The sequence below is a fragment of the Streptomyces sp. A012304 genome, assembly GCF_026008495.1.
Taxonomy (GTDB): Bacteria; Actinomycetota; Actinomycetes; order Streptomycetales; family Streptomycetaceae; genus Streptomyces.
Genome location: NZ_BQUN01000169.1, coordinates 12,550 through 29,202, shown reverse-complemented (window position 1 = coordinate 29,202; position 16,653 = coordinate 12,550). Strand labels below are relative to the sequence as shown.

20 protein-coding genes are annotated in these 16,653 nt (G+C 71.6%); 15 read left to right on the top strand and 5 right to left on the bottom strand.

The annotated features are described in order from the left end of the window. Positions 1 to 296 (top strand): FAD-dependent oxidoreductase (locus tag ALMP_RS35610; RefSeq protein ID WP_264935908.1); only part of this gene is annotated, 296 nt, incomplete at its 5' end. 37 nt (positions 297 to 333) lie between these two features. On the opposite strand, the gene ALMP_RS35605 is transcribed toward ALMP_RS35610, so the two are convergent. After that, on the bottom strand, positions 334 to 1,854 hold the full coding sequence (locus ALMP_RS35605; RefSeq protein ID WP_264935907.1) for a regulator: 1,521 nt from the start codon (positions 1,852 to 1,854) through the stop codon (positions 334 to 336). A 239-nt stretch (positions 1,855 to 2,093) separates the two neighbouring features. Here ALMP_RS35605 and lipB point away from each other — a divergent pair, with 239 nt between their 5' ends. The 4 genes from lipB (at position 2,094) to ALMP_RS35585 (ending at position 5,222) form a co-directional block, all read left to right on the top strand. Continuing rightward, the gene (gene lipB / locus ALMP_RS35600) at positions 2,094 to 2,891 is read left to right on the top strand and encodes a lipoyl(octanoyl) transferase LipB (protein WP_264935906.1); all 798 of its coding nucleotides are present in this window, start codon (positions 2,094 to 2,096) and stop codon (positions 2,889 to 2,891) included. Positions 2,892 to 3,008: 117 nt separating this feature from the next. Next, positions 3,009 to 3,974: a lipoyl synthase gene (gene lipA, locus ALMP_RS35595; protein ID WP_264935905.1), complete on the top strand. Its 966-nt coding sequence runs from the start codon at positions 3,009 to 3,011 to the stop codon at positions 3,972 to 3,974. 271 nt (positions 3,975 to 4,245) lie between these two features. Further along, a complete protein-coding gene (locus ALMP_RS35590) occupies positions 4,246 to 4,452 on the top strand; it encodes a hypothetical protein (RefSeq protein ID WP_264935904.1) in 207 nt (68 codons plus the stop codon). A 68-nt stretch (positions 4,453 to 4,520) separates the two neighbouring features. Next, positions 4,521 to 5,222, top strand: a complete 702-nt coding sequence (locus tag ALMP_RS35585) for a DUF4191 domain-containing protein (RefSeq protein ID WP_264935903.1) — start codon at positions 4,521 to 4,523, stop codon at positions 5,220 to 5,222. A 99-nt stretch (positions 5,223 to 5,321) separates the two neighbouring features. On the opposite strand, the gene ALMP_RS35580 is transcribed toward ALMP_RS35585, so the two are convergent. Beyond that, positions 5,322 to 5,789, bottom strand: a complete 468-nt coding sequence (locus ALMP_RS35580) for an RDD family protein (protein WP_264935902.1) — start codon at positions 5,787 to 5,789, stop codon at positions 5,322 to 5,324. Positions 5,790 to 5,998: 209 nt separating this feature from the next. On the opposite strand from ALMP_RS35580, the gene glnA reads away from it, so the two are divergent. The 4 genes from glnA (at position 5,999) to ALMP_RS35560 (ending at position 9,455) form a co-directional block, all read left to right on the top strand. Then, positions 5,999 to 7,408, top strand: a complete 1,410-nt coding sequence (glnA, locus tag ALMP_RS35575) for a type I glutamate--ammonia ligase (RefSeq protein WP_264935901.1) — start codon at positions 5,999 to 6,001, stop codon at positions 7,406 to 7,408. 113 nt (positions 7,409 to 7,521) lie between these two features. Next, a complete protein-coding gene (locus ALMP_RS35570; protein WP_264935900.1) occupies positions 7,522 to 7,779 on the top strand; it encodes a hypothetical protein in 258 nt (85 codons plus the stop codon). Positions 7,780 to 7,947: 168 nt separating this feature from the next. Continuing rightward, positions 7,948 to 8,868 carry a zinc metalloprotease HtpX gene (gene htpX / locus ALMP_RS35565; protein WP_264935899.1) on the top strand — a complete coding sequence of 307 codons (921 nt, stop codon included), beginning with the start codon at positions 7,948 to 7,950 and terminating at the stop codon, positions 8,866 to 8,868. A gap of 2 nt (positions 8,869 to 8,870) precedes the next feature. Next, positions 8,871 to 9,455: a hypothetical protein gene (locus ALMP_RS35560; protein WP_264935898.1), complete on the top strand. Its 585-nt coding sequence runs from the start codon at positions 8,871 to 8,873 to the stop codon at positions 9,453 to 9,455. Between the two features lie 13 nt (positions 9,456 to 9,468). On the opposite strand, the gene ALMP_RS35555 is transcribed toward ALMP_RS35560, so the two are convergent. Continuing rightward, a complete protein-coding gene (locus ALMP_RS35555) occupies positions 9,469 to 9,744 on the bottom strand; it encodes a hypothetical protein (protein WP_264935897.1) in 276 nt (91 codons plus the stop codon). 174 nt (positions 9,745 to 9,918) lie between these two features. Here ALMP_RS35555 and ALMP_RS35550 point away from each other — a divergent pair, with 174 nt between their 5' ends. Continuing rightward, the gene (locus ALMP_RS35550; RefSeq protein WP_264935896.1) at positions 9,919 to 11,103 is read left to right on the top strand and encodes a winged helix DNA-binding domain-containing protein; all 1,185 of its coding nucleotides are present in this window, start codon (positions 9,919 to 9,921) and stop codon (positions 11,101 to 11,103) included. Between the two features lie 50 nt (positions 11,104 to 11,153). On the opposite strand, the gene ALMP_RS35545 is transcribed toward ALMP_RS35550, so the two are convergent. Then, a complete protein-coding gene (locus tag ALMP_RS35545) occupies positions 11,154 to 11,468 on the bottom strand; it encodes a hypothetical protein (protein WP_264935895.1) in 315 nt (104 codons plus the stop codon). A 183-nt stretch (positions 11,469 to 11,651) separates the two neighbouring features. Between ALMP_RS35545 and ALMP_RS35540 the strand changes: the two genes are divergently transcribed. The 3 genes from ALMP_RS35540 to ALMP_RS35530 all read left to right on the top strand — a co-directional run bounded on the left by ALMP_RS35540 (position 11,652) and on the right by ALMP_RS35530 (position 13,738). Continuing rightward, a complete protein-coding gene (locus ALMP_RS35540; protein WP_264935894.1) occupies positions 11,652 to 12,011 on the top strand; it encodes an arsenate reductase family protein in 360 nt (119 codons plus the stop codon). A 58-nt stretch (positions 12,012 to 12,069) separates the two neighbouring features. After that, the gene (locus ALMP_RS35535) at positions 12,070 to 12,978 is read left to right on the top strand and encodes a hypothetical protein (RefSeq protein ID WP_264935893.1); all 909 of its coding nucleotides are present in this window, start codon (positions 12,070 to 12,072) and stop codon (positions 12,976 to 12,978) included. A gap of 115 nt (positions 12,979 to 13,093) precedes the next feature. Further along, positions 13,094 to 13,738, top strand: coding sequence for a septal ring lytic transglycosylase RlpA family protein (locus ALMP_RS35530; RefSeq protein ID WP_264935892.1), 645 nt, complete (start codon positions 13,094 to 13,096; stop codon positions 13,736 to 13,738). A gap of 3 nt (positions 13,739 to 13,741) precedes the next feature. Here the strand turns inward: ALMP_RS35530 and ALMP_RS35525 are convergent, their stop codons facing one another. Next, complete coding sequence (locus tag ALMP_RS35525; protein WP_375803580.1) at positions 13,742 to 14,506, bottom strand: alpha/beta fold hydrolase; 765 nt, start codon at positions 14,504 to 14,506, stop codon at positions 13,742 to 13,744. Here ALMP_RS35525 and ALMP_RS35520 point away from each other — a divergent pair. Together ALMP_RS35520 and glnII are read left to right on the top strand one after the other, a co-directional pair. After that, complete coding sequence (locus tag ALMP_RS35520) at positions 14,468 to 14,851, top strand: MarR family transcriptional regulator (RefSeq protein ID WP_375803579.1); 384 nt, start codon at positions 14,468 to 14,470, stop codon at positions 14,849 to 14,851. The genes ALMP_RS35525 and ALMP_RS35520 overlap by 39 nt on opposite strands. A gap of 366 nt (positions 14,852 to 15,217) precedes the next feature. Further along, positions 15,218 to 16,249 (top strand): glutamine synthetase, encoded by a 1,032-nt coding sequence (gene glnII, locus ALMP_RS35515; protein ID WP_264935891.1) that lies wholly within the window; start codon positions 15,218 to 15,220, stop codon positions 16,247 to 16,249. Positions 16,250 to 16,653 lie beyond the last annotated feature (404 nt).

Here is a 16,653-nt window from a genome sequence, read left to right as displayed (position 1 = left end):
CCGCCGTCCGCATGCACCTGTCCCGCCTGTACGGCGTCCCGACCGGCCGCTGGGAGACGCTCGCCGTCCACCACACCCCGCAGGCCGTCCCCGTGATGCGCGCACCGCACGACCTGCGCCGCGCGGTGCGCCTCCTGGCCGGGCTGTACGTCTGCGGCGACCACCGCGACACCAGCACGGTCCAGGGCGCGCTGCACTCGGCGCGCCGGGCCGCCGCGGCGATCGTCTCCGACCTGGGCGCGGCGGGTTCCCTGCACATGACGGACCCCGTGCCGACGGTGCCACGGGCGGCGTGAGGGGCGACCGGCCGGCGCGGGAGGCCGGCGCGGGGTGTCAGCCCAGCGCCGCCACCTTGTCCCGGTAGCTGCGCGCGGGTGCCGCGTCCTTGTACGGCTCCAGCCTGCGCTCGAAGTCCCGTACGTACTCCACCGCCCGCACCGACCGCATCTCCGCCGCCTGGCCCGCGGCCTCCGCGGCCAGCTGGCAGGCCTGGTCGAGCTCGCCCAGGCCGAGGCGGGCGGAGGCGAGGACGATCCGGCAGAAGAGGCGGCTGCGGGCGTAGGAGGACGGGCGCAGCTGGAGGGAGCGTTCGGCGTGCTGGGCGGCGGCCCGGAACTGCTGGAGGTCGCGGTGGCAGTGCCCGAACTCGTCGGCGAGCTGCCCCTCGTCGAAGAACCGTGCCCAGAACGGCACCTCGTCGCCCGACTTGGCGGCCTCCAGGGCCCGCTCCGCCCGCACCAGGGAGGCGGTGCAGGCGCGCACCTCGCCGAGCACCCCGTGCCCGCGCGCCTCGGCCGCGTGCAGCAGCGCCTGCACGACGGGCGGGGCGCTGGTGCCGACCCCTTGCTGGGCCACCCGCGCGAGCTGTACGGCCTCGCGCCCGTGGCCCAGGTAGACGGCCTGGCGGCTCATGGTGACCAGGACGTAGGAGCCGTACGCCCGGTCCCCGGCGGCCTGGGACAGGCGCAGGGCCTGGACGAAATAGCGCTGGGCGAGGCCGTGCGCGGCGATGTCGAAGGAGGTCCAGCCGGCGAGGCGGGTGAGGTCGGCGGCGGCGCCGAAGAGCCGGCGGCCGGTCTGCTCGCCGTAGGTGCCGCGCAGCATCGGCTCGCACTCGTGCTCCAGGTAGCGCACCAGGGCCTGGCGGGCGTGGCCGCCGCCGTACTTGTCGTCGAGGGCGCGGAAGAGTTCGCCCACCGAGCGCAGCGCGGAGATGTCGCCGCCGGTGACGCGCTGGCCCGGGCCGCGCTCGACGGTGCCGCGCTGGCGGGGTACGCCGGCCAGGGCGCCGCCCAGCGCGAGCGGGACGGCCGGCTTGGTGGCGGTCCGGCCGGCGGGCCGGGCGTCCGTGGCCTTGCCGGAGGGGCCGCTCTGGGCCGGTACCCGGGCGGGCGGTTCCAGCCGGGCGACCTTCTCGTCGGCCCGTCCGATCAGCCAGTCCCGGCTGGGCACGACGAGCCCGGCCGGGGTGAAGGCGATCTTGCGGAGTTCCGCGTGGCTGCCGGAGTCCTTGCGCCACAGCCCGCCGACGATGTCGATGGCCTCCTCGGGGGTTCCGGCGAACTCCAGCCCCGCGTACACGGGGGCGCAGGCGTCCAGGCCGAGGTCCTGGGCGGTCAGCCGGCGGCCCAGGCGCCGGGTGAAGACCTCGGCGATGAGGGCGGGGGTGGTGCCGCGGGGCTGCTGTCCGCGCAGCCATCGGGTGACGGAGGTCTTGTCGTATCTCAGATCCAGGCCGTGTTCGAGGCCGAGCTGATCGACGCGACGGGCCAGTCCCGCGTTGGAGAAGCCCGCTTCTGCGATGAGCGCGGCGAGCTGGCGGTTGGGAGTGCGCTGCGCGGGTCGTTCCGTCATCTGCGGTGCGGTCTCCTGCCTTCCAGGCCCCTGAAGTGCCCGGATTGCCTGTGAGCAGCCCTAATGGCCTCGTGAACGGCGTGAATGTAGCGGAGCGTGAGCAGTCGATCGCACATCTCGACGCGCATTCATCCGATCGTGTGAGGATTGGCCGCGAGGCTGACGCGTGACGGCCGGACGTACAGTGGCGTGGGCGCGTTACGTGCCTTACGCAGCTATCGCCTAGGGAGGCGCTTGCCGTGAGTGAGTTGCGGTTCGTTCGGATGGGCTTCGGAGCGGACGCGGTCGAGTACCAGGAGGCGTGGGACGAGCAGCGTCGGGTCCACGCGGCCCGGTTCGCCGACGAGGTCCCCGACACCGTGCTGCTGCTGGAGCCCCCGCCGGTGTACACCGCGGGCCGGCGCACGGCCGACAGCGAGCGCCCCCTGGACGGCACGCCTGTGATCGACGTGGACCGCGGCGGCAAGATCACCTGGCACGGGCCGGGGCAGCTGGTCGGCTACCCCATCCAGAAGCTGCCGCGCCCGGTGGACGTGGTGGCGCACGTACGGCGCCTGGAGGAGGCGCTGATCCGCACGTGCGCGGAGTTCGGCCTGGAGACGACCCGGGTCGAGGGCCGCAGCGGGGTGTGGGTGCTGGGCGACCCGGTCGAGCAGCGGCCGTCCCTGGGCGGGCTGTCGCTCGACTTCGACCCGCGGCTGCACGACGAGGAGTTCGACCCCCGGCTGAACGGGCCGGAGTACGCGCCCTCCAACGCCGGTCAGCGGCGCGAGGACCGCAAGATCGCCGCGATCGGCATCCGGGTGGCCAAGGGCGTCACCATGCACGGCTTCGCGCTCAACGTGAACCCCGACAACAAGTGGTTCGACCGGATCATCCCCTGCGGCATCCGTGACGCGGGCGTCGCCTCCCTCGCGGCCGAGCTCGGCCGGGACGTGACGATCGACGAGGTGCTGCCGGTCGCCGAGCGGCACCTGCGGGACGTCCTGGAGAACGCGGAGCTGCGGCCGCGCGAGATCGAGAAGGCCACGGCCTGACCCCCGCCGTACGGCGCGGAATGGACCCCGAGGCTCCGAGGTTGGCCTCACCGGATGGGCCCATCAACCACGGGCGTACCCTGGTGTACGCCGAAGAATCGAAGCTAGGGAGCCGACGTGTCCGCAGTCGCACCCGACGGACGCAAGATGCTGCGCCTGGAGGTCCGCAACAGCCAGACCCCCATCGAGCGCAAGCCCGAGTGGATCAAGACCCGGGCGAAAATGGGTCCCGAGTACACGAAGATGCAGAACCTCGTGAAGAGCGAGGGCCTGCACACGGTCTGCCAGGAAGCCGGCTGCCCCAACATCTACGAGTGCTGGGAGGACCGTGAGGCGACCTTCCTCATCGGCGGCGACCAGTGCACCCGGCGCTGCGACTTCTGCCAGATCGACACCGGCAAGCCGGAGGCGCTCGACCGTGACGAGCCGCGCCGCGTCGGTGAGTCCGTCGTCACCATGGACCTGAACTACGCCACCATCACCGGCGTGGCCCGTGACGACCTGGAGGACGGCGGGGCCTGGCTGTACGCCGAGACCGTGCGCCAGATCCACGCCCAGACGGCGCAGCGCGAGGGCGGCCGGACCAAGGTCGAGCTGCTGGCCCCCGACTTCAACGCGGTCCCCGAGCAGCTGGCGGAGGTCTTCTCCTCCCGTCCCGAGGTCTTCGCGCACAACGTCGAGACCGTCCCGCGGATCTTCAAGCGGATCCGCCCCGGCTTCCGCTACGAGCGCTCCCTGAAGGTCATCACGGCCGCCCGCGACTTCGGCCTGGTCACCAAGTCGAACCTCATCCTCGGTATGGGCGAGACCCGCGAGGAGGTCGGCGAGGCGCTCAAGCAGCTGCACGACGCGGGCTGCGAGCTGGTCACCATCACGCAGTACCTGCGGCCGTCCGTGCGTCACCACCCGGTGGAGCGGTGGGTCAAGCCGCAGGAGTTCGTCGAGCTGAAGGAGGAAGCCGAGCAGATCGGCTTCTCGGGCGTGATGTCCGGCCCGCTGGTACGGTCCTCCTACCGTGCCGGGCGCCTGTACCAGATGGCCGTCGAGAAGCGCGGTTCCTTCGTGGCCGTCCAGGCCGTCTGACACTCCGTCAACCGTCGCTTCCCGTACGGCGGCGAAGCAAGCGTGTGAATTCCCGCACAAGCGGCTACCCACCAGTAGTGGCCGATACGACGCGGTCCTGACCGTCCTCGCAGATGAGGGCGTACGTCAGGGCCGCGTCAGCATTTCGGCCCCCCGTACCAAGGCTTCATTGGTGTTTGACCGGTCGGTCACGCCCTGGTAACACCAAACAGTGACGCTGGTATCACACCACGTAGACCCGTGCCCAAAGCCACCCGAGGGGGACCTCACCATGCAGGCCGCGCCCGTTCGCGCCACCGCGATCCCGACCTTCACCGACGCCCTGCGCGCCGTCGAGTCCCTGCTCATGAGCGGCGGCCAGCGCACCGCCCGGCGCAACGCCTGGACCTCCGTGCTGGAGGACCGCCGGCGCGCCAAGGACCGGGTCGAGGCGCAGCGCGTCCTCGAAGCGGTCGCCGTCGCCTCCGCCCGTTCCTGACCTCCCCGACCCCGCCCTCCCGGACACTGCCGTCGTCGGTCCTTCCGGGGCCACGTAGACTTCGTGGCATGGCGAGGAAGGACAACGCGGCGGACGCCGCGAACCCCGGGCGACTGAAGCAGATCGCTCTGACCTACAAGATGACCCGCAGGGCCGACAAGAAGATCGGTCTTGTACTCGCGGCTGTCGGAATCGTCACCTTCGGTGTCTTCCTCGCGATCGGTTTCTTGATCGGTCACCCCATCTATCTCGGCATCCTGGGCCTCCTGCTCGCCTTCCTCGCGACGGCGATCGTGTTCGGCCGCAGGGCCGAGCGGGCCGCCTTCGGTCAGATGGAGGGCCAGCCGGGCGCCGCAGCGGCCGTGCTCGACAACATCGGCCGGGGCTGGACGACGACCCCCGCGGTGGCGATGAACCGCAGCCAGGACGTGGTGCACCGGGCGGTCGGCAAGGCCGGCATCGTCCTGGTCGCCGAGGGCAACCCGAACCGGGTGAAGAGCCTGCTGGCCGCCGAGAAGAAGAAGATGAACCGCGTCGTCGCGGACGTCCCGGTGCACGACCTGATCGTCGGCACCGGCGAGGGCCAGGTCGAGCTGAAGAAGCTGCGCACCACCATGCTGAAGCTGCCGCGGGTGCTGAGCGGCCCGCAGGTGACCACCACCAACGACCGGCTGCGCGCCATGGGCGACCTGATGAGCAACATGCCGCTGCCGAAGGGGCCGATGCCCAAGGGCATGCGCCTGCCGAAGGGCGGGCCGAAGGCCCGCTGACCCCCTGACACGACGAAGGGGCGCCCGGATCACTCCGGGCGCCCCTTCGTCGTACCGGTCCGACGTCGTGCCGGTCCGTCGTAGCGGTCTTGGCCTGGCTCAGATCCGGACCTCGACCGTCCTGGCCATGCGGTCGTGCAGGCCGCGGCCGTCGCGGTCCCAGATCAGGGCCGGCAGGCCGAGGCAGAGCAGGACCGTGCGCAGCAGGGCGCGCGGCGGGTTGACCGTGCCGGTCTCCAGGGCGATCACCCGCAGGCCGAACAGGCGCTTACCGGGCGTGAAGCCGACGCTGCCGACGGTCAGGGCGCTCGTCACGAAGAAGATCAGCAGCGCCCAGTTGCTGGTCGCCTGGCCGTAGCCGTCGGTGATCAGGCCGTATGCGATCAGGACGCACAGTCCCCAGTCGACGGCGAGCGCTCCGAGCCGTCGGCCGGGGCGGGCGATGGAACCCGGTCCGTCCTCCGGCAGGCCGAGCTGCTCGCCCCTGTATCCGAAGTCGGCACCGGCTTCTTCCATGGCCGCGCGCGGGCCGGAGAGCCACGATCCGACTGCTTGCCTTTTGTCCACCCGTCCACGGTACTGGGGCCCCGTACGGCCGGGGCACGGCGGGGTGTGTCCGAGCTACCGTGGGCGGTGAGCCGGTTAACTTGTGCGAAACAAATGGGTCACGCCCGAGAAATGCCGCGTCCCTAGGGTCGAGGACAGCGTGTGCCACCGCACTGGCCGCACGAACGAACTACCATCCCGGCGCGACGGTCGGGAGTAGGAGGAGCTGGATGTTCCAGAACGCCGACGAGGCCAAGAAGTTCATCGCGGACAACGACGTCAAGTTCATCGACGTCCGGTTCTGCGACCTGCCGGGCGTCATGCAGCACTTCTCGCTGCCCGTCGAGGCGTTCGACCCGGACGAGGAGCTCGCGTTCGACGGCTCGTCGATCCGCGGTTTCCAGGCGATCCACGAGTCCGACATGGCCCTGCGCGCCGACCTGTCGACCGCGCGGGTGGACCCGTTCCGCCGCGACAAGACGCTCAACATCAACTTCTTCATCCACGACCCGATCACGGGCGAGCAGTACTCGCGCGACCCGCGCAACGTGGCGAAGAAGGCCGAGGCGTACCTCGCGTCGACCGGTATCGCGGACACCGCGTACTTCGGTCCGGAGGCCGAGTTCTACGTCTTCGACAGCGTGCGCTTCAAGACCTCGGAGAACGAGTCGTTCTACCACATCGACTCCGAGGCGGGTGCCTGGAACACCGGCGCCCTCGAGGACAATCGTGGTTACAAGGTCCGCTACAAGGGCGGCTACTTCCCGACCCCGCCGGTCGACCACTTCGCCGACCTGCGTGCCGAGATCTCCCTGGAGCTGGCCAAGTCCGGTCTCCAGGTCGAGCGCCAGCACCACGAGGTGGGCACCGCCGGCCAGGCCGAGATCAACTACAAGTTCAACACGCTGCTCGCCGCCGCCGACGACCTCCAGCTCTTCAAGTACATCGTGAAGAACGTGGCCTGGCGCAACGGCAAGACCGCGACCTTCATGCCGAAGCCGATCTTCGGCGACAACGGTTCGGGCATGCACGTCCACCAGTCGCTGTGGAGCAACGGCTCCCCGCTCTTCTACGACGAGGCCGGTTACGCGGGCCTGTCGGACACCGCCCGCTACTACATCGGCGGCATCCTCAAGCACGCCCCGTCGCTGCTGGCCTTCACCAACCCGACGGTGAACTCGTACCACCGTCTGGTGCCGGGCTTCGAGGCCCCGGTGAACCTGGTGTACTCGCAGCGCAACCGCTCCGCGGCCATGCGTATCCCGATCACGGGTTCGAACCCGAAGGCCAAGCGCGTCGAGTTCCGCGCGCCCGACTCCTCCGGCAACCCGTACCTGGCCTTCTCGGCCCTGCTGCTGGCGGGCCTGGACGGCATCAAGAACAAGATCGAGCCGGCCGAGCCGATCGACAAGGACCTCTACGAGCTGGCCCCCGAGGAGCACGCGGGCGTCCCGCAGGTCCCGACCTCGCTCCCGGCCGTCCTCGACTCGCTCGAGCGCGATCACGAGTTCCTGCTCGCGGGTGACGTCTTCACGTCCGACCTGATCGAGACCTGGATCGACTACAAGCGCGCGAACGAGATCGCCCCGCTCCAGCTGCGTCCGCACCCGCACGAGTTCGAGCTCTACTTCGACGTGTGATCGGCGCGTAGCGCGTACGTCCCCCGGCGCCCCCGTTCCTGTTTCTCAGGGCGGGGGCGCCGTCGTATGGTTTCTGCACAGCTGTTCGACAGAGGTGACGGGGAGAGACGGGGATGTCCGAACAGGACGACGCGCAGCGGGAGTTCGACCTCAGATGGGCGGACGAGGCCGAGCACAAGGAGCCCTCCGCGCGGGCCCGGATGCTGGCCGCGCGCTGGAAGGAGAACCCGCCCCGACCGCAGCCGTTCCGCGCCGACCCGGAGCCGGTGGCACGGCGCAGGTCCTCGTGGGTGTCGACGGCGATCGTGCTGGGCTGCGTGGCGGCGGTGATCCTGCTGCTGGGGTACACCCGCTTCCGGGCGCCGTACTAGCCGTACCGGGCGACCCCCTGGAACGGGCGCCGTACCAGCCGTACCGGAGACCCTTTGGACCGCGCCGGAAGCTTTTGCTCCGCCTAGGGGCGTTCGGGATCCGCTCATGGGAAAGGTGCGGTGCACACTGGCAGTGGGGCGATTGCCTGACTGTGCGGGGTGAGGGAGATGCGGAGCCGTTTCCGGAGCGACCGGCGGTTGACCGTGCGGATGACGGTCACGATGTTCCTGCTCGGGCTGTTGTACGTGGTGTTCGTCGCCGCGCTGGTCGCGCTGCTGAGGTCGTGGGTGCTGGTCGCCGTCGTGGTGGCGGCGGTGTTCGTCGCGCAGTTCTGGTTCTCCGACCGGATCGCGCTGTTCGCGATGCGCGGGCGGGTCGTGGAGCGGGAGGAGTATCCGCAGCTGTACGCCGTCGTGGAGCGGCTGGCCGCGCTCGCCGACATGCCCCGCCCGGTGATCGCCGTGTCGGAGATGGACATGCCGAACGCGTTCGCCACCGGCCGCAACCCCGATCACGCGGTGGTGTGCGTGACGACCGGGCTGCTGCGGCGGCTGGAGCCGGCCGAGCTGGAGGGCGTGCTCGCGCACGAGCTGTCGCACGTGGCGCACAAGGACGTCGCGGTGATCACCGTCGCGTCGTTCCTCGGGGTGGTCGCCGGGCTCGTCGTGCGGTTCGCGTTCTACTCGCAGGTGTTCGGCGGGGGCCGCCGGGACCAGAACACGGCCATGGTGTTCGCCGCCGTGCTCGGTGTGTCGGCGGCCGTGTACGCGCTCAGCTTCCTGCTGATCAGGGCCCTGTCGCGGTACCGGGAGCTGGCGGCGGACCGGGCGGCGGCGCTGCTCACCGGCCGGCCCTCGGCGCTGGCGTCCGCGCTGACGAAGGTCTCGGGCGACATCGCCCGGATCCCGTCCAAGGACCTGCGGACCGCCCAGGCGTTCAACGCCTTCTACTTCACTCCGGCGCTGGGCGCCGACCCGGGTGTCGCGGGCCTGTTCTCCACGCACCCGAGCCTCCAGCAGCGACTGGACCAGCTCGGGCGGATCTCCGGCGAACTGGGTGAGGCGGCCACTCCCGGGAAAGCGGGCTGATCATGGGGCTGCTGGACATCCTGCTCGGCCGGACCAAGCCGGTCGTGCCCGATCTCGACGCCCTGTTCGCGCTGCCTTCGGCGGCGGTGACGCTGGAGGCGGCGGCCGGGTTCACCCCGACCGGGTGCGGCGCGGTGTGCTTCGCGACGGTCGAGGGCGGGGCCTTCGAGCAGACGCACCGCGAGGTCCAGGCGCTGCTGGACGCGGACACCGAACGCACCGGTCCCCCGGTGCGGCTGCTGCGGGACGACTACGGCTACTCGTGGCTGGTCTCGCAGCGCGCCCCCGACGAGCTGTCCTTCGTGGTCAACGATCTGCACGCGGTGAACAGCGCGATGGAGGTCAACGGTTTCGGGCCCCAACTGCTGTGCTCGCTGGCCGGTTTCCGGGACGCGGCGGGCCGCCGGCTGGCGCTGGTGTACCTGTACAAGCGCGGTTCCTTCTACCCGTTCGCGCCGCTGCCCGGTGGGGGGCAGCGGCGCGACAACACGCTGGAACTCCAGGTGAGGGCGGCCCTCGCGAACGATCTGCGGGTCGAGCAGGACCTCGGCCGCTGGTTCCCGGTGTGGGGAGCCCCCGGACTGTGACCGCCGGGGGCTGTCAGCCGCTGCGCTCGCGCTCCTGGCGGCGGGCCTCCAGGGGCCGCTCGCGCCGGTAGCGGCGCTCCCACTTGGCCTGCTGGTCACGGCGCTCGCGGTAGGCCTTGTAGGTGGTCGGGGCGGCGCTCGCGGTGGGGCCCGGCGGGGTCGGCGGGGTTCCGTCGCGTCCGTGGCGGACGTACAGGTACAGCACGGCGACCGCGGCGAGCCAGTACAGCTGGTTCCCGAATCCCAGGACCACCAGGACGACGGTCCCGGAGAGAACGACGGTGCCCATGGCGTGCTCCTTCCTGGGCATGGAGGGGTGACTGTGATGGAGGGGGGTGGGGTGGTGTCCTCAGCGTAGGGAAGCGGTCACTCGACGTGCATCTGCTTTTCCCGGCGGCGGGGCCGTTGTCAGTGGCGTCGGAGAGGATGGGCGGGCCGGAAGGGACGACGGGCGGAGGCCGGGATGGGTGGCGGGGAGCGGTTCATCGACGTGGCGGAGCGGCGGGCTCGGCTGGCCCTGCGGCACCGGCTGGCGCCGGCGGCGCGGGCGGCGGGTCCGGAGGAGGTCGCCGACGCGCTCGTGGCGCTGCACGGCTCGGATCCGGCGACGGTCTATCTGGCGGTCGGCGCCCGTCTGGCGGACCCGGCGCGGACGGTGCCGGAGACCGACCGCGCGCTGTACGGGGACCGGGCGCTGGTGCGGATGCACGGCATGCGGCACACGGTGTTCGTGTTCCCCACCCGCCTGACGGCGGTCGTGCACGCCTCGACCGGGCTCGCGGTCGCCGCGCGGGAGCGGGCCGCGCTGGTGAAGGACATGGCGAAGGCGGGGGCGCCGGACGCGGCCTGGCTGAAGGAGGTGGAGGAATCGGCGCTGGCCGCGCTGGGGCGGCTGGGGCAGGCGACGGCGGCCGAGCTGGCCGAGGAGGAGCCGCGGCTGCGGGAGCAGTTCGTGCACTCGGCCGGGAAGCCCTACGAGGGCCTCCACACGGTCTCGACGCGGCTGCTGAGGGTGCTGGGCGTCGAGGGGAAGGTGGTCCGGGGCCGTCCGCTGGGCTCCTGGACGTCGAGCCAGTTCCGCTGGGCCCTGGCCCCGGAGCACCCGGAGCTGGACGCGGCCGAGGCCCAGGCGGAGCTGCTGCGCCACTGGCTCACGGCGTGCGGCCCGGCCACCGAGGCCGACCTGAAGTGGTGGACGGGGTGGCGGGTGACGGAGGTGCGGCGGGCCCTGGCGGCGATCGGGGCGCGGACGGTGTCGCTGGACGAGGGCACGGGGTACGTCGTCGAGGACGACGTCGATCCGGTGGCCGGGCCCGAGGAGCCGTGGGCGGCGCTGCTGCCCGCGCTGGATCCGACGGCGATGGGGTGGCAGGCGCGGGACTGGTATCTGGCGCCCGGGGTGAGGCCCGCGTTGTTCGACCGCAGTGGGAACGTGGGGCCGACGGTGTGGTGGGACGGCCGGGTGGTGGGGGGCTGGGCCCAGCGGGCCGACGGGGAGATCGTCTGGCGGATCCTGGACGGGGAGGGTGTGGGGCGGGAGGCGGAGGCGGCGATCGCGGCGGAGGCGGAGCGGTCGGCGCGGTGGCTGGGCACCACGCGGGTGACGCCTCGGTTCCGGACGCCGGTGGAGCGGGAGTTGGTGGGCTAGCGACCGGGGGCGCCGGGTGCCGATGGAGAAGACGGCACCCGGCGCGCGCCTCACCTGGTGTACCGCAGCAGCGCGCGCACCATGTGGCACGTCGTGTCGGACGGCGGGTGGACGCCGATCAGCTGGGCCGTGCTGCGGATCGTCTCGTCACGGGCCTGGTTCGGCATGTAGACGCCCGAGTCGAGCAGGGCGATGGCCAGCCGCATGGCCTTCAGGCGGCGGTTGTGCGTGATGTACCACTCGCGGGGACGCCCGGGCGGCAGCGGCCGCTTCTGCACGGGCACGTAGGGCAGGTCGAGTTGGACGGGGCGCTTCGCGGTGGACTGGGTCGGCAGCGGCTTCGGCTTCAGTGCGGCAGCGGGCACGGGCATCCTCCTGTCGCGGTCAGGGTGCCGGCCGGAACCTCCGGCGGAACCCTCGAACACTGCTTCTATTCTACTGCCCACCACTGACAAAAGCCCCTGGCCACAAGGGCTTTCGGGGTCGCAGTGACGCACGGGGAGAACGAGTTTCGGGCGCCCCGGCACAGTCCGGCTACCGTGAGCCGCATGGAGATCTGGATCAACCCGGCCTGTTCCAAGTGCCGCAGCGCGCTCACCCTGCTCGACGCCGAGGGCGCCGACTACACCGTCCGCCGCTACCTGGAGGACGTGCCGAGCGAGGACGAGATCAGGGAGGTGCTCGACCGGCTCGGTCTGGAGCCGTGGGACATCACCCGCACCCAGGAGGCCGCCGCCAAGGAGCTGGGGCTGAAGGAGTGGGCGCGGGACGACGCCTCGCGCGACCGCTGGGTGAAGGCCCTGGCCGAGCACCCCAAGCTCATCCAGCGGCCCATCATCACGGCCGACGACGGCACGGCGGTCGTGGCCCGCACGGACGACGCCGTACGGGACGCTCTGTCCCGTTAGCCAACGGTTCGTCCGTCGGCGGGAGTTCGGGGCGGTGTCGCTGTTACCCTCCGCCGCCATGACCTTCGGTGATCAAGGAATGCCGCCGTACGGGCCGCCGGGCCCCCACACCCCGGCCCCGCACGTCCCCGCCCCGCACACTCCCGCCCCGTTCGCGGGGAACCCGTACCCCCCGGGTCACCAGGCCCCGGACCCGTACGCCCAGTGGGTGGCCGAGCAGGAACGGATACGCGGGCGCCGGCGGGTCCGGCGGACGGTCGCCGCCGGGACCGGCGTCGTCCTCGTCGCCGCCATCGCCGCCGGCGCCGTGATGATGACGGGCGGGGACGGCGGCGACGGGCCCGCGTCCGCCGCGCCGACGACCACGGCCGCCTCCGGCCCGGCCGTCCCCTCCGTCGACGTGGGCATGCCCTCCGACGCCCCGAGCGCCCTGCCCTCGCTGCTCGCCCTGCCGGTCATCCGGCCGGAACAGGCGTTCCCGGAGAAGAGCGTGCTGCTGAAGGACGGCTCCCGGTTCACGCGGGTCGACCTCGCCACCACCACCGACTGCGCCCGGGGCATGTCGCAGGAGCTGGCCGAGCTGATCGAACAGGGTGAGCCCTGTTCCCGGTTGACGGCCGCCCTGTTCACGGACGCCGACCGCCGCTCCCAGGTGACCGTCTCGGTGCTGAGTTTCGCCCGCGTCGAGGACGCCTCGCGGGTGTTCATGATGGCGTCGATGGATCCGGTGACGTACCAGGTGGTCTCGCTCGATCCGCCGCCGGAGGCCGGTATGCCGACGGTGCCGCCCGGCTCGCCGGGGGTCTTCCGGCGGGTGATGACGGTCCGCTCGGTGGTGTTCGCCAACGGCCAATGGGGCGACGGCGCGGAGAGCGAGGAGGCCGAACTCACCGCGCAGACCGAGGGGTTGCTGCGGTACGTCAACGACACGGTGGCGGCGTACGAACAGGGCAAGCAGGCGGAGTGAATGGACGTCGGCGTGTGACGCACGCCACGCCCGTTGACTCCTGTAAGCACTGAGCGGTCTCGTTCGGTATCCCGTACAAGGCGGCGTACGCTCCCCTACCTCTCAGGAGGCGCGCATGTCGCGCAGGAGAACTCTCAGTACGAAGAAGAAGATCGCACTTCTGGTGAGTGCCGCGACGGTGGCGGGAGGCGGTGCCGTCGTCATGGCGGCCACCTCCAACGCCGCGCAGTCCCCGCAGACGGCCGCCGAGTCGTCCGTCTGCCAGGGCCTGGCCACCGCCCTCGGCAACAACCAGCGGTTCATCGAGGGGCAACGGGCCGCCCCGGACGCGCAGTCCACGGCCCGGATCGCCAACCGTGAGGCGGTCATCGAGCAGATCAAGGTGCAGCAGAAGGCGTCCGGGTGCGTCGTCGGGGAGTCGGCTCAGGGCTCCCAGGCGACGGCCCCTCAGCCCGCCCAGCCCTCGCAGCCGGCGCAGAGCGCGCCCGCGGGGGACGGCGGCGCCGCTGCCGGCCAGCAGGTCTGCAACGGCTCCACCGTCACCCTCTCCGGCGAGGGAGGTGCCCCGGCCGCGTCCAGCAACCAGTTCCCGGCGGGGACGAAGCTGAAGGTCACCAACCTGGACAACAACAAGTCCACGACGGTCGAGGTGACCTCCGTCTCCGGCAGTTGCGTCCTGCTGAACAACGCGGCCTTCGAACAGGTCCGTGAGCCCGGCAAGTTCCTGATCCGCCGGGCCGTGATCGAGAAGGTGGGGTGACGCTCAGGACAGGAACTCCGTGAGGCGGCGGCCCAGTTCACAGGGCGCGGCGAGCGGCAGGCCATGGTGGGAGACGTCCGGCAGGACGACCGTCTCCACCTCCCGCAACGCCTCGCGCGCCCGGGCCGTCACCGCGTACGTGTCATGGGTCCTGCTGTTCGCGGCCACGAACAGCAGGACCGGCACGTCCAGGGCCCGCAGCGCCTTCGGCGCGGGACGCGGGCCGGTCACCGGCCGCGCCGCCGGGAAGCCCGCGGCCGCCTCCTGGAGGCGCAGCCAGTCGGGGTCGAGCGCCGCTCCCCCGGTCTCCCACTCCAGGAAGGCGCGCACTCGGCGCGGGGTGGGCCGCAGCAGCGTCGGCAGGGCGCGCAGCAGGTAGGCCGCCCGGAACCCGGCGAAGCACCCGGTCGGGTCCAGGAGGAAAAGACGGCGTACCCGGCCGGGCGCGCGCAGGGCGTGGTGCAGGGCGATCCAGGCGCCGTACGAATGCCCGCCGAGGTCGGCCGACGTGATGCCCAGGCCGTCCCACAGCGCGTCCAGCCAGTCGCCCAGGTCGGCCACCGTCCGCAGAGCACGCCCGCCGTCCGCCGTGCTGCGGCCGGGAGCGCCGATCAGGTCGACGGCGTACACGCGTCGCCGCCGGCCCAGCTCGGCCGCCTGCGCGTACCAGGACGCCGAGGTCGCCCCGCCCCCACCCGGCAGGAGCACCAGCGGCGGCGCGTCACGCGCCTGCACAGCGCCCGGTTCGCACACCGCAACGACATGCATCCGACGGACGTGCGCGCGCTCATCGCCCTCATGGACGCCCGCCGGGCGGGCGAGGAGACGACCGCCGGGCGGCTCGGCCGGACGCTCGGCCTGAACTCGGCCGGCACGACCGCCGTGATCGACCGGCTGGAGCGCGCCGGGCACGTACGGCGGGTGCGCGGCCGGGCGGACCGGCGGCAGGTGGTCGTGGAGGTGGACGAGCGGGCCGTCGCCCTCGGCCAGCGGTTCTTCGGTCCGCTCATCGGGCAGACAGTGGAACTGCTGCGGGGCTACGACGAGCGGGAACTGTCCGCGATCCGCGACTTCCTGAACGGCGTCCACCGCGCGGCGACCGAAGGAACCTGAGACGGGCGGAGGGAGCGGGGCGCGCGGGTTCTTCCGAGGGCAGCGGGGCGGTGAGGGCGGGTGGTTCCGGTGTGGTTTCCGGTGTGGTTTCGGGGTGGGTTCGCGTCATTCCCATCGCATACGAGACGCCGTGCCCGCGCGCGGGCGTCCCCGGCCGCGGCCGGGGACGGCGACTTCCGGCCCGGTCGACGCCCTCACCGCGTGAAGTCCGCCACAGCACCACCAGGTAACACGGGGTTCACACTCGGGCAATGACCGGGAAATCGCCTGTTGACAGGCTTCCGGGCATCGACGGCGGCGCCCCAGTGCCGCAGCGCCGCAGCACCCGCGACTGCGTCCAAGACCCACCCCCGAAGGAAGTGGCCCGTGACCTTCAAGGCTGAGTACATCTGGATCGACGGCACCCAGCCGACCGCCAAGCTCCGTTCCAAGACGAAGATCATCGCGGGCAGCCCCGCCGGTCTTGACGCGCTGCCGATCTGGGGCTTCGACGGGTCCTCCACGAACCAGGCCGAGGGCCACTCCTCGGACCGCGTCCTCAAGCCGGTCTTCACCTGCCCGGACCCGATCCGCGGCGGCGACGACGTCCTCGTCCTGTGCGAGGTCCTGAACATCGACATGACGCCGCACGAGTCCAACACCCGTGCCGCGCTGGTCGAGGTCGCCGAGAAGTTCGCCGCCCAGGAGCCGATCTTCGGCATCGAGCAGGAGTACACCTTCTTCCAGGACGGCTACCCGCTGGGCTTCCCCAAGGGCGGCTTCCCGGCCCCCCAGGGCGGCTACTACTGCGGTGTCGGCGCCGACGAGATCTTCGGCCGTGAGGTCGTCGAGGCCCACCTGGAGAACTGCCTCGCCGCCGGTCTCGGCATCTCCGGCATCAACGCCGAGGTCATGCCCGGCCAGTGGGAGTTCCAGGTCGGCCCGCTCGCCCCGCTCGAGGTCTCGGACCAGCTGTGGGTGGCCCGCTGGCTGCTGTACCGCACCGCCGAGGACTTCGGCGTCTCCGCCACCCTCGACCCCAAGCCGGTCAAGGGCGACTGGAACGGCGCCGGCGCGCACACCAACTTCTCCACCAAGGCGATGCGCGAGGGCTACGACGCGATCATCACCGCGTGCGAGTCGCTCGGTGAGGGCTCCAAGCCGCTCGACCACGTCAAGAACTACGGCGCCGGCATCGACGACCGTCTGACGGGTCTGCACGAGACCGCCCCGTGGAACGAGTACTCCTACGGCGTCTCCAACCGCGGCGCCTCGGTCCGTATCCCGTGGCAGGTCGAGAAGGACGGCAAGGGCTACATCGAGGACCGCCGCCCGAACGCCAACGTCGACCCGTACACGGTGACCCGCCTGCTGGTGGACACCTGCTGCTCCGCGCTGGAGAAGGCCGGCCAGGTCTGATCCGAGATCAGCTTCCGAATGGGGCGCCCGCCTTCCCGGTGGGCGCCCTTTCGCGTCCCCCGCGGTGAGAGGGCCGTCCCACACAGCGAGAGGGCCCTCCTGCCCGGCGCCGACGTCTGCTTCAATGGGGGCCATGGCCAGCTTCCGGAAGTGCATCGTCACGGGTCGCCATGACCTGGAGCCCTTCTGGCCCTCCCGTCAGCATCACGACTACGACCGTGAGTGTTGCCGCGCGCTGACCGCGCCGGCCCGCTGACGCCGTACCTCCCGGCCCCGGGCCCGCGCGACACGACGTACGTCCTCGTCGAACCCCTCGCGCGAAAGAGCTGACCTCTCATGGCGACCACCCGTTCCCTCTCCTCCGCCCCCCATCTGCGCGCCGTCGACCGTGACGAAGTGGTCGA

Excerpts from the sequence above, each read along its gene's own strand:
- ALMP_RS35605 (WP_264935907.1), bottom strand. The coding sequence starts at position 1,854 with ATGACGGAACGACCCGCGCAGCGCACTCCCAACCGCCAGCTCGCCGCG.
- ALMP_RS35590 (WP_264935904.1), top strand. The coding sequence starts at position 4,246 with ATGCAGGCCGCGCCCGTTCGCGCCACCGCGATCCCGACCTTCACCGAC.
- ALMP_RS35585 (WP_264935903.1), top strand. The coding sequence starts at position 4,521 with ATGGCGAGGAAGGACAACGCGGCGGACGCCGCGAACCCCGGGCGACTG.
- glnA (WP_264935901.1), top strand. The coding sequence starts at position 5,999 with ATGTTCCAGAACGCCGACGAGGCCAAGAAGTTCATCGCGGACAACGAC.
- ALMP_RS35570 (WP_264935900.1), top strand. The coding sequence starts at position 7,522 with ATGTCCGAACAGGACGACGCGCAGCGGGAGTTCGACCTCAGATGGGCG.
- htpX (WP_264935899.1), top strand. The coding sequence starts at position 7,948 with ATGCGGAGCCGTTTCCGGAGCGACCGGCGGTTGACCGTGCGGATGACG.
- ALMP_RS35560 (WP_264935898.1), top strand. The coding sequence starts at position 8,871 with ATGGGGCTGCTGGACATCCTGCTCGGCCGGACCAAGCCGGTCGTGCCC.
- ALMP_RS35555 (WP_264935897.1), bottom strand. The coding sequence starts at position 9,744 with ATGGGCACCGTCGTTCTCTCCGGGACCGTCGTCCTGGTGGTCCTGGGA.
- ALMP_RS35550 (WP_264935896.1), top strand. The coding sequence starts at position 9,919 with ATGGGTGGCGGGGAGCGGTTCATCGACGTGGCGGAGCGGCGGGCTCGG.
- ALMP_RS35540 (WP_264935894.1), top strand. The coding sequence starts at position 11,652 with ATGGAGATCTGGATCAACCCGGCCTGTTCCAAGTGCCGCAGCGCGCTC.
- ALMP_RS35535 (WP_264935893.1), top strand. The coding sequence starts at position 12,070 with ATGACCTTCGGTGATCAAGGAATGCCGCCGTACGGGCCGCCGGGCCCC.
- ALMP_RS35530 (WP_264935892.1), top strand. The coding sequence starts at position 13,094 with ATGTCGCGCAGGAGAACTCTCAGTACGAAGAAGAAGATCGCACTTCTG.
- ALMP_RS35525 (WP_375803580.1), bottom strand. The coding sequence starts at position 14,506 with ATGCATGTCGTTGCGGTGTGCGAACCGGGCGCTGTGCAGGCGCGTGAC.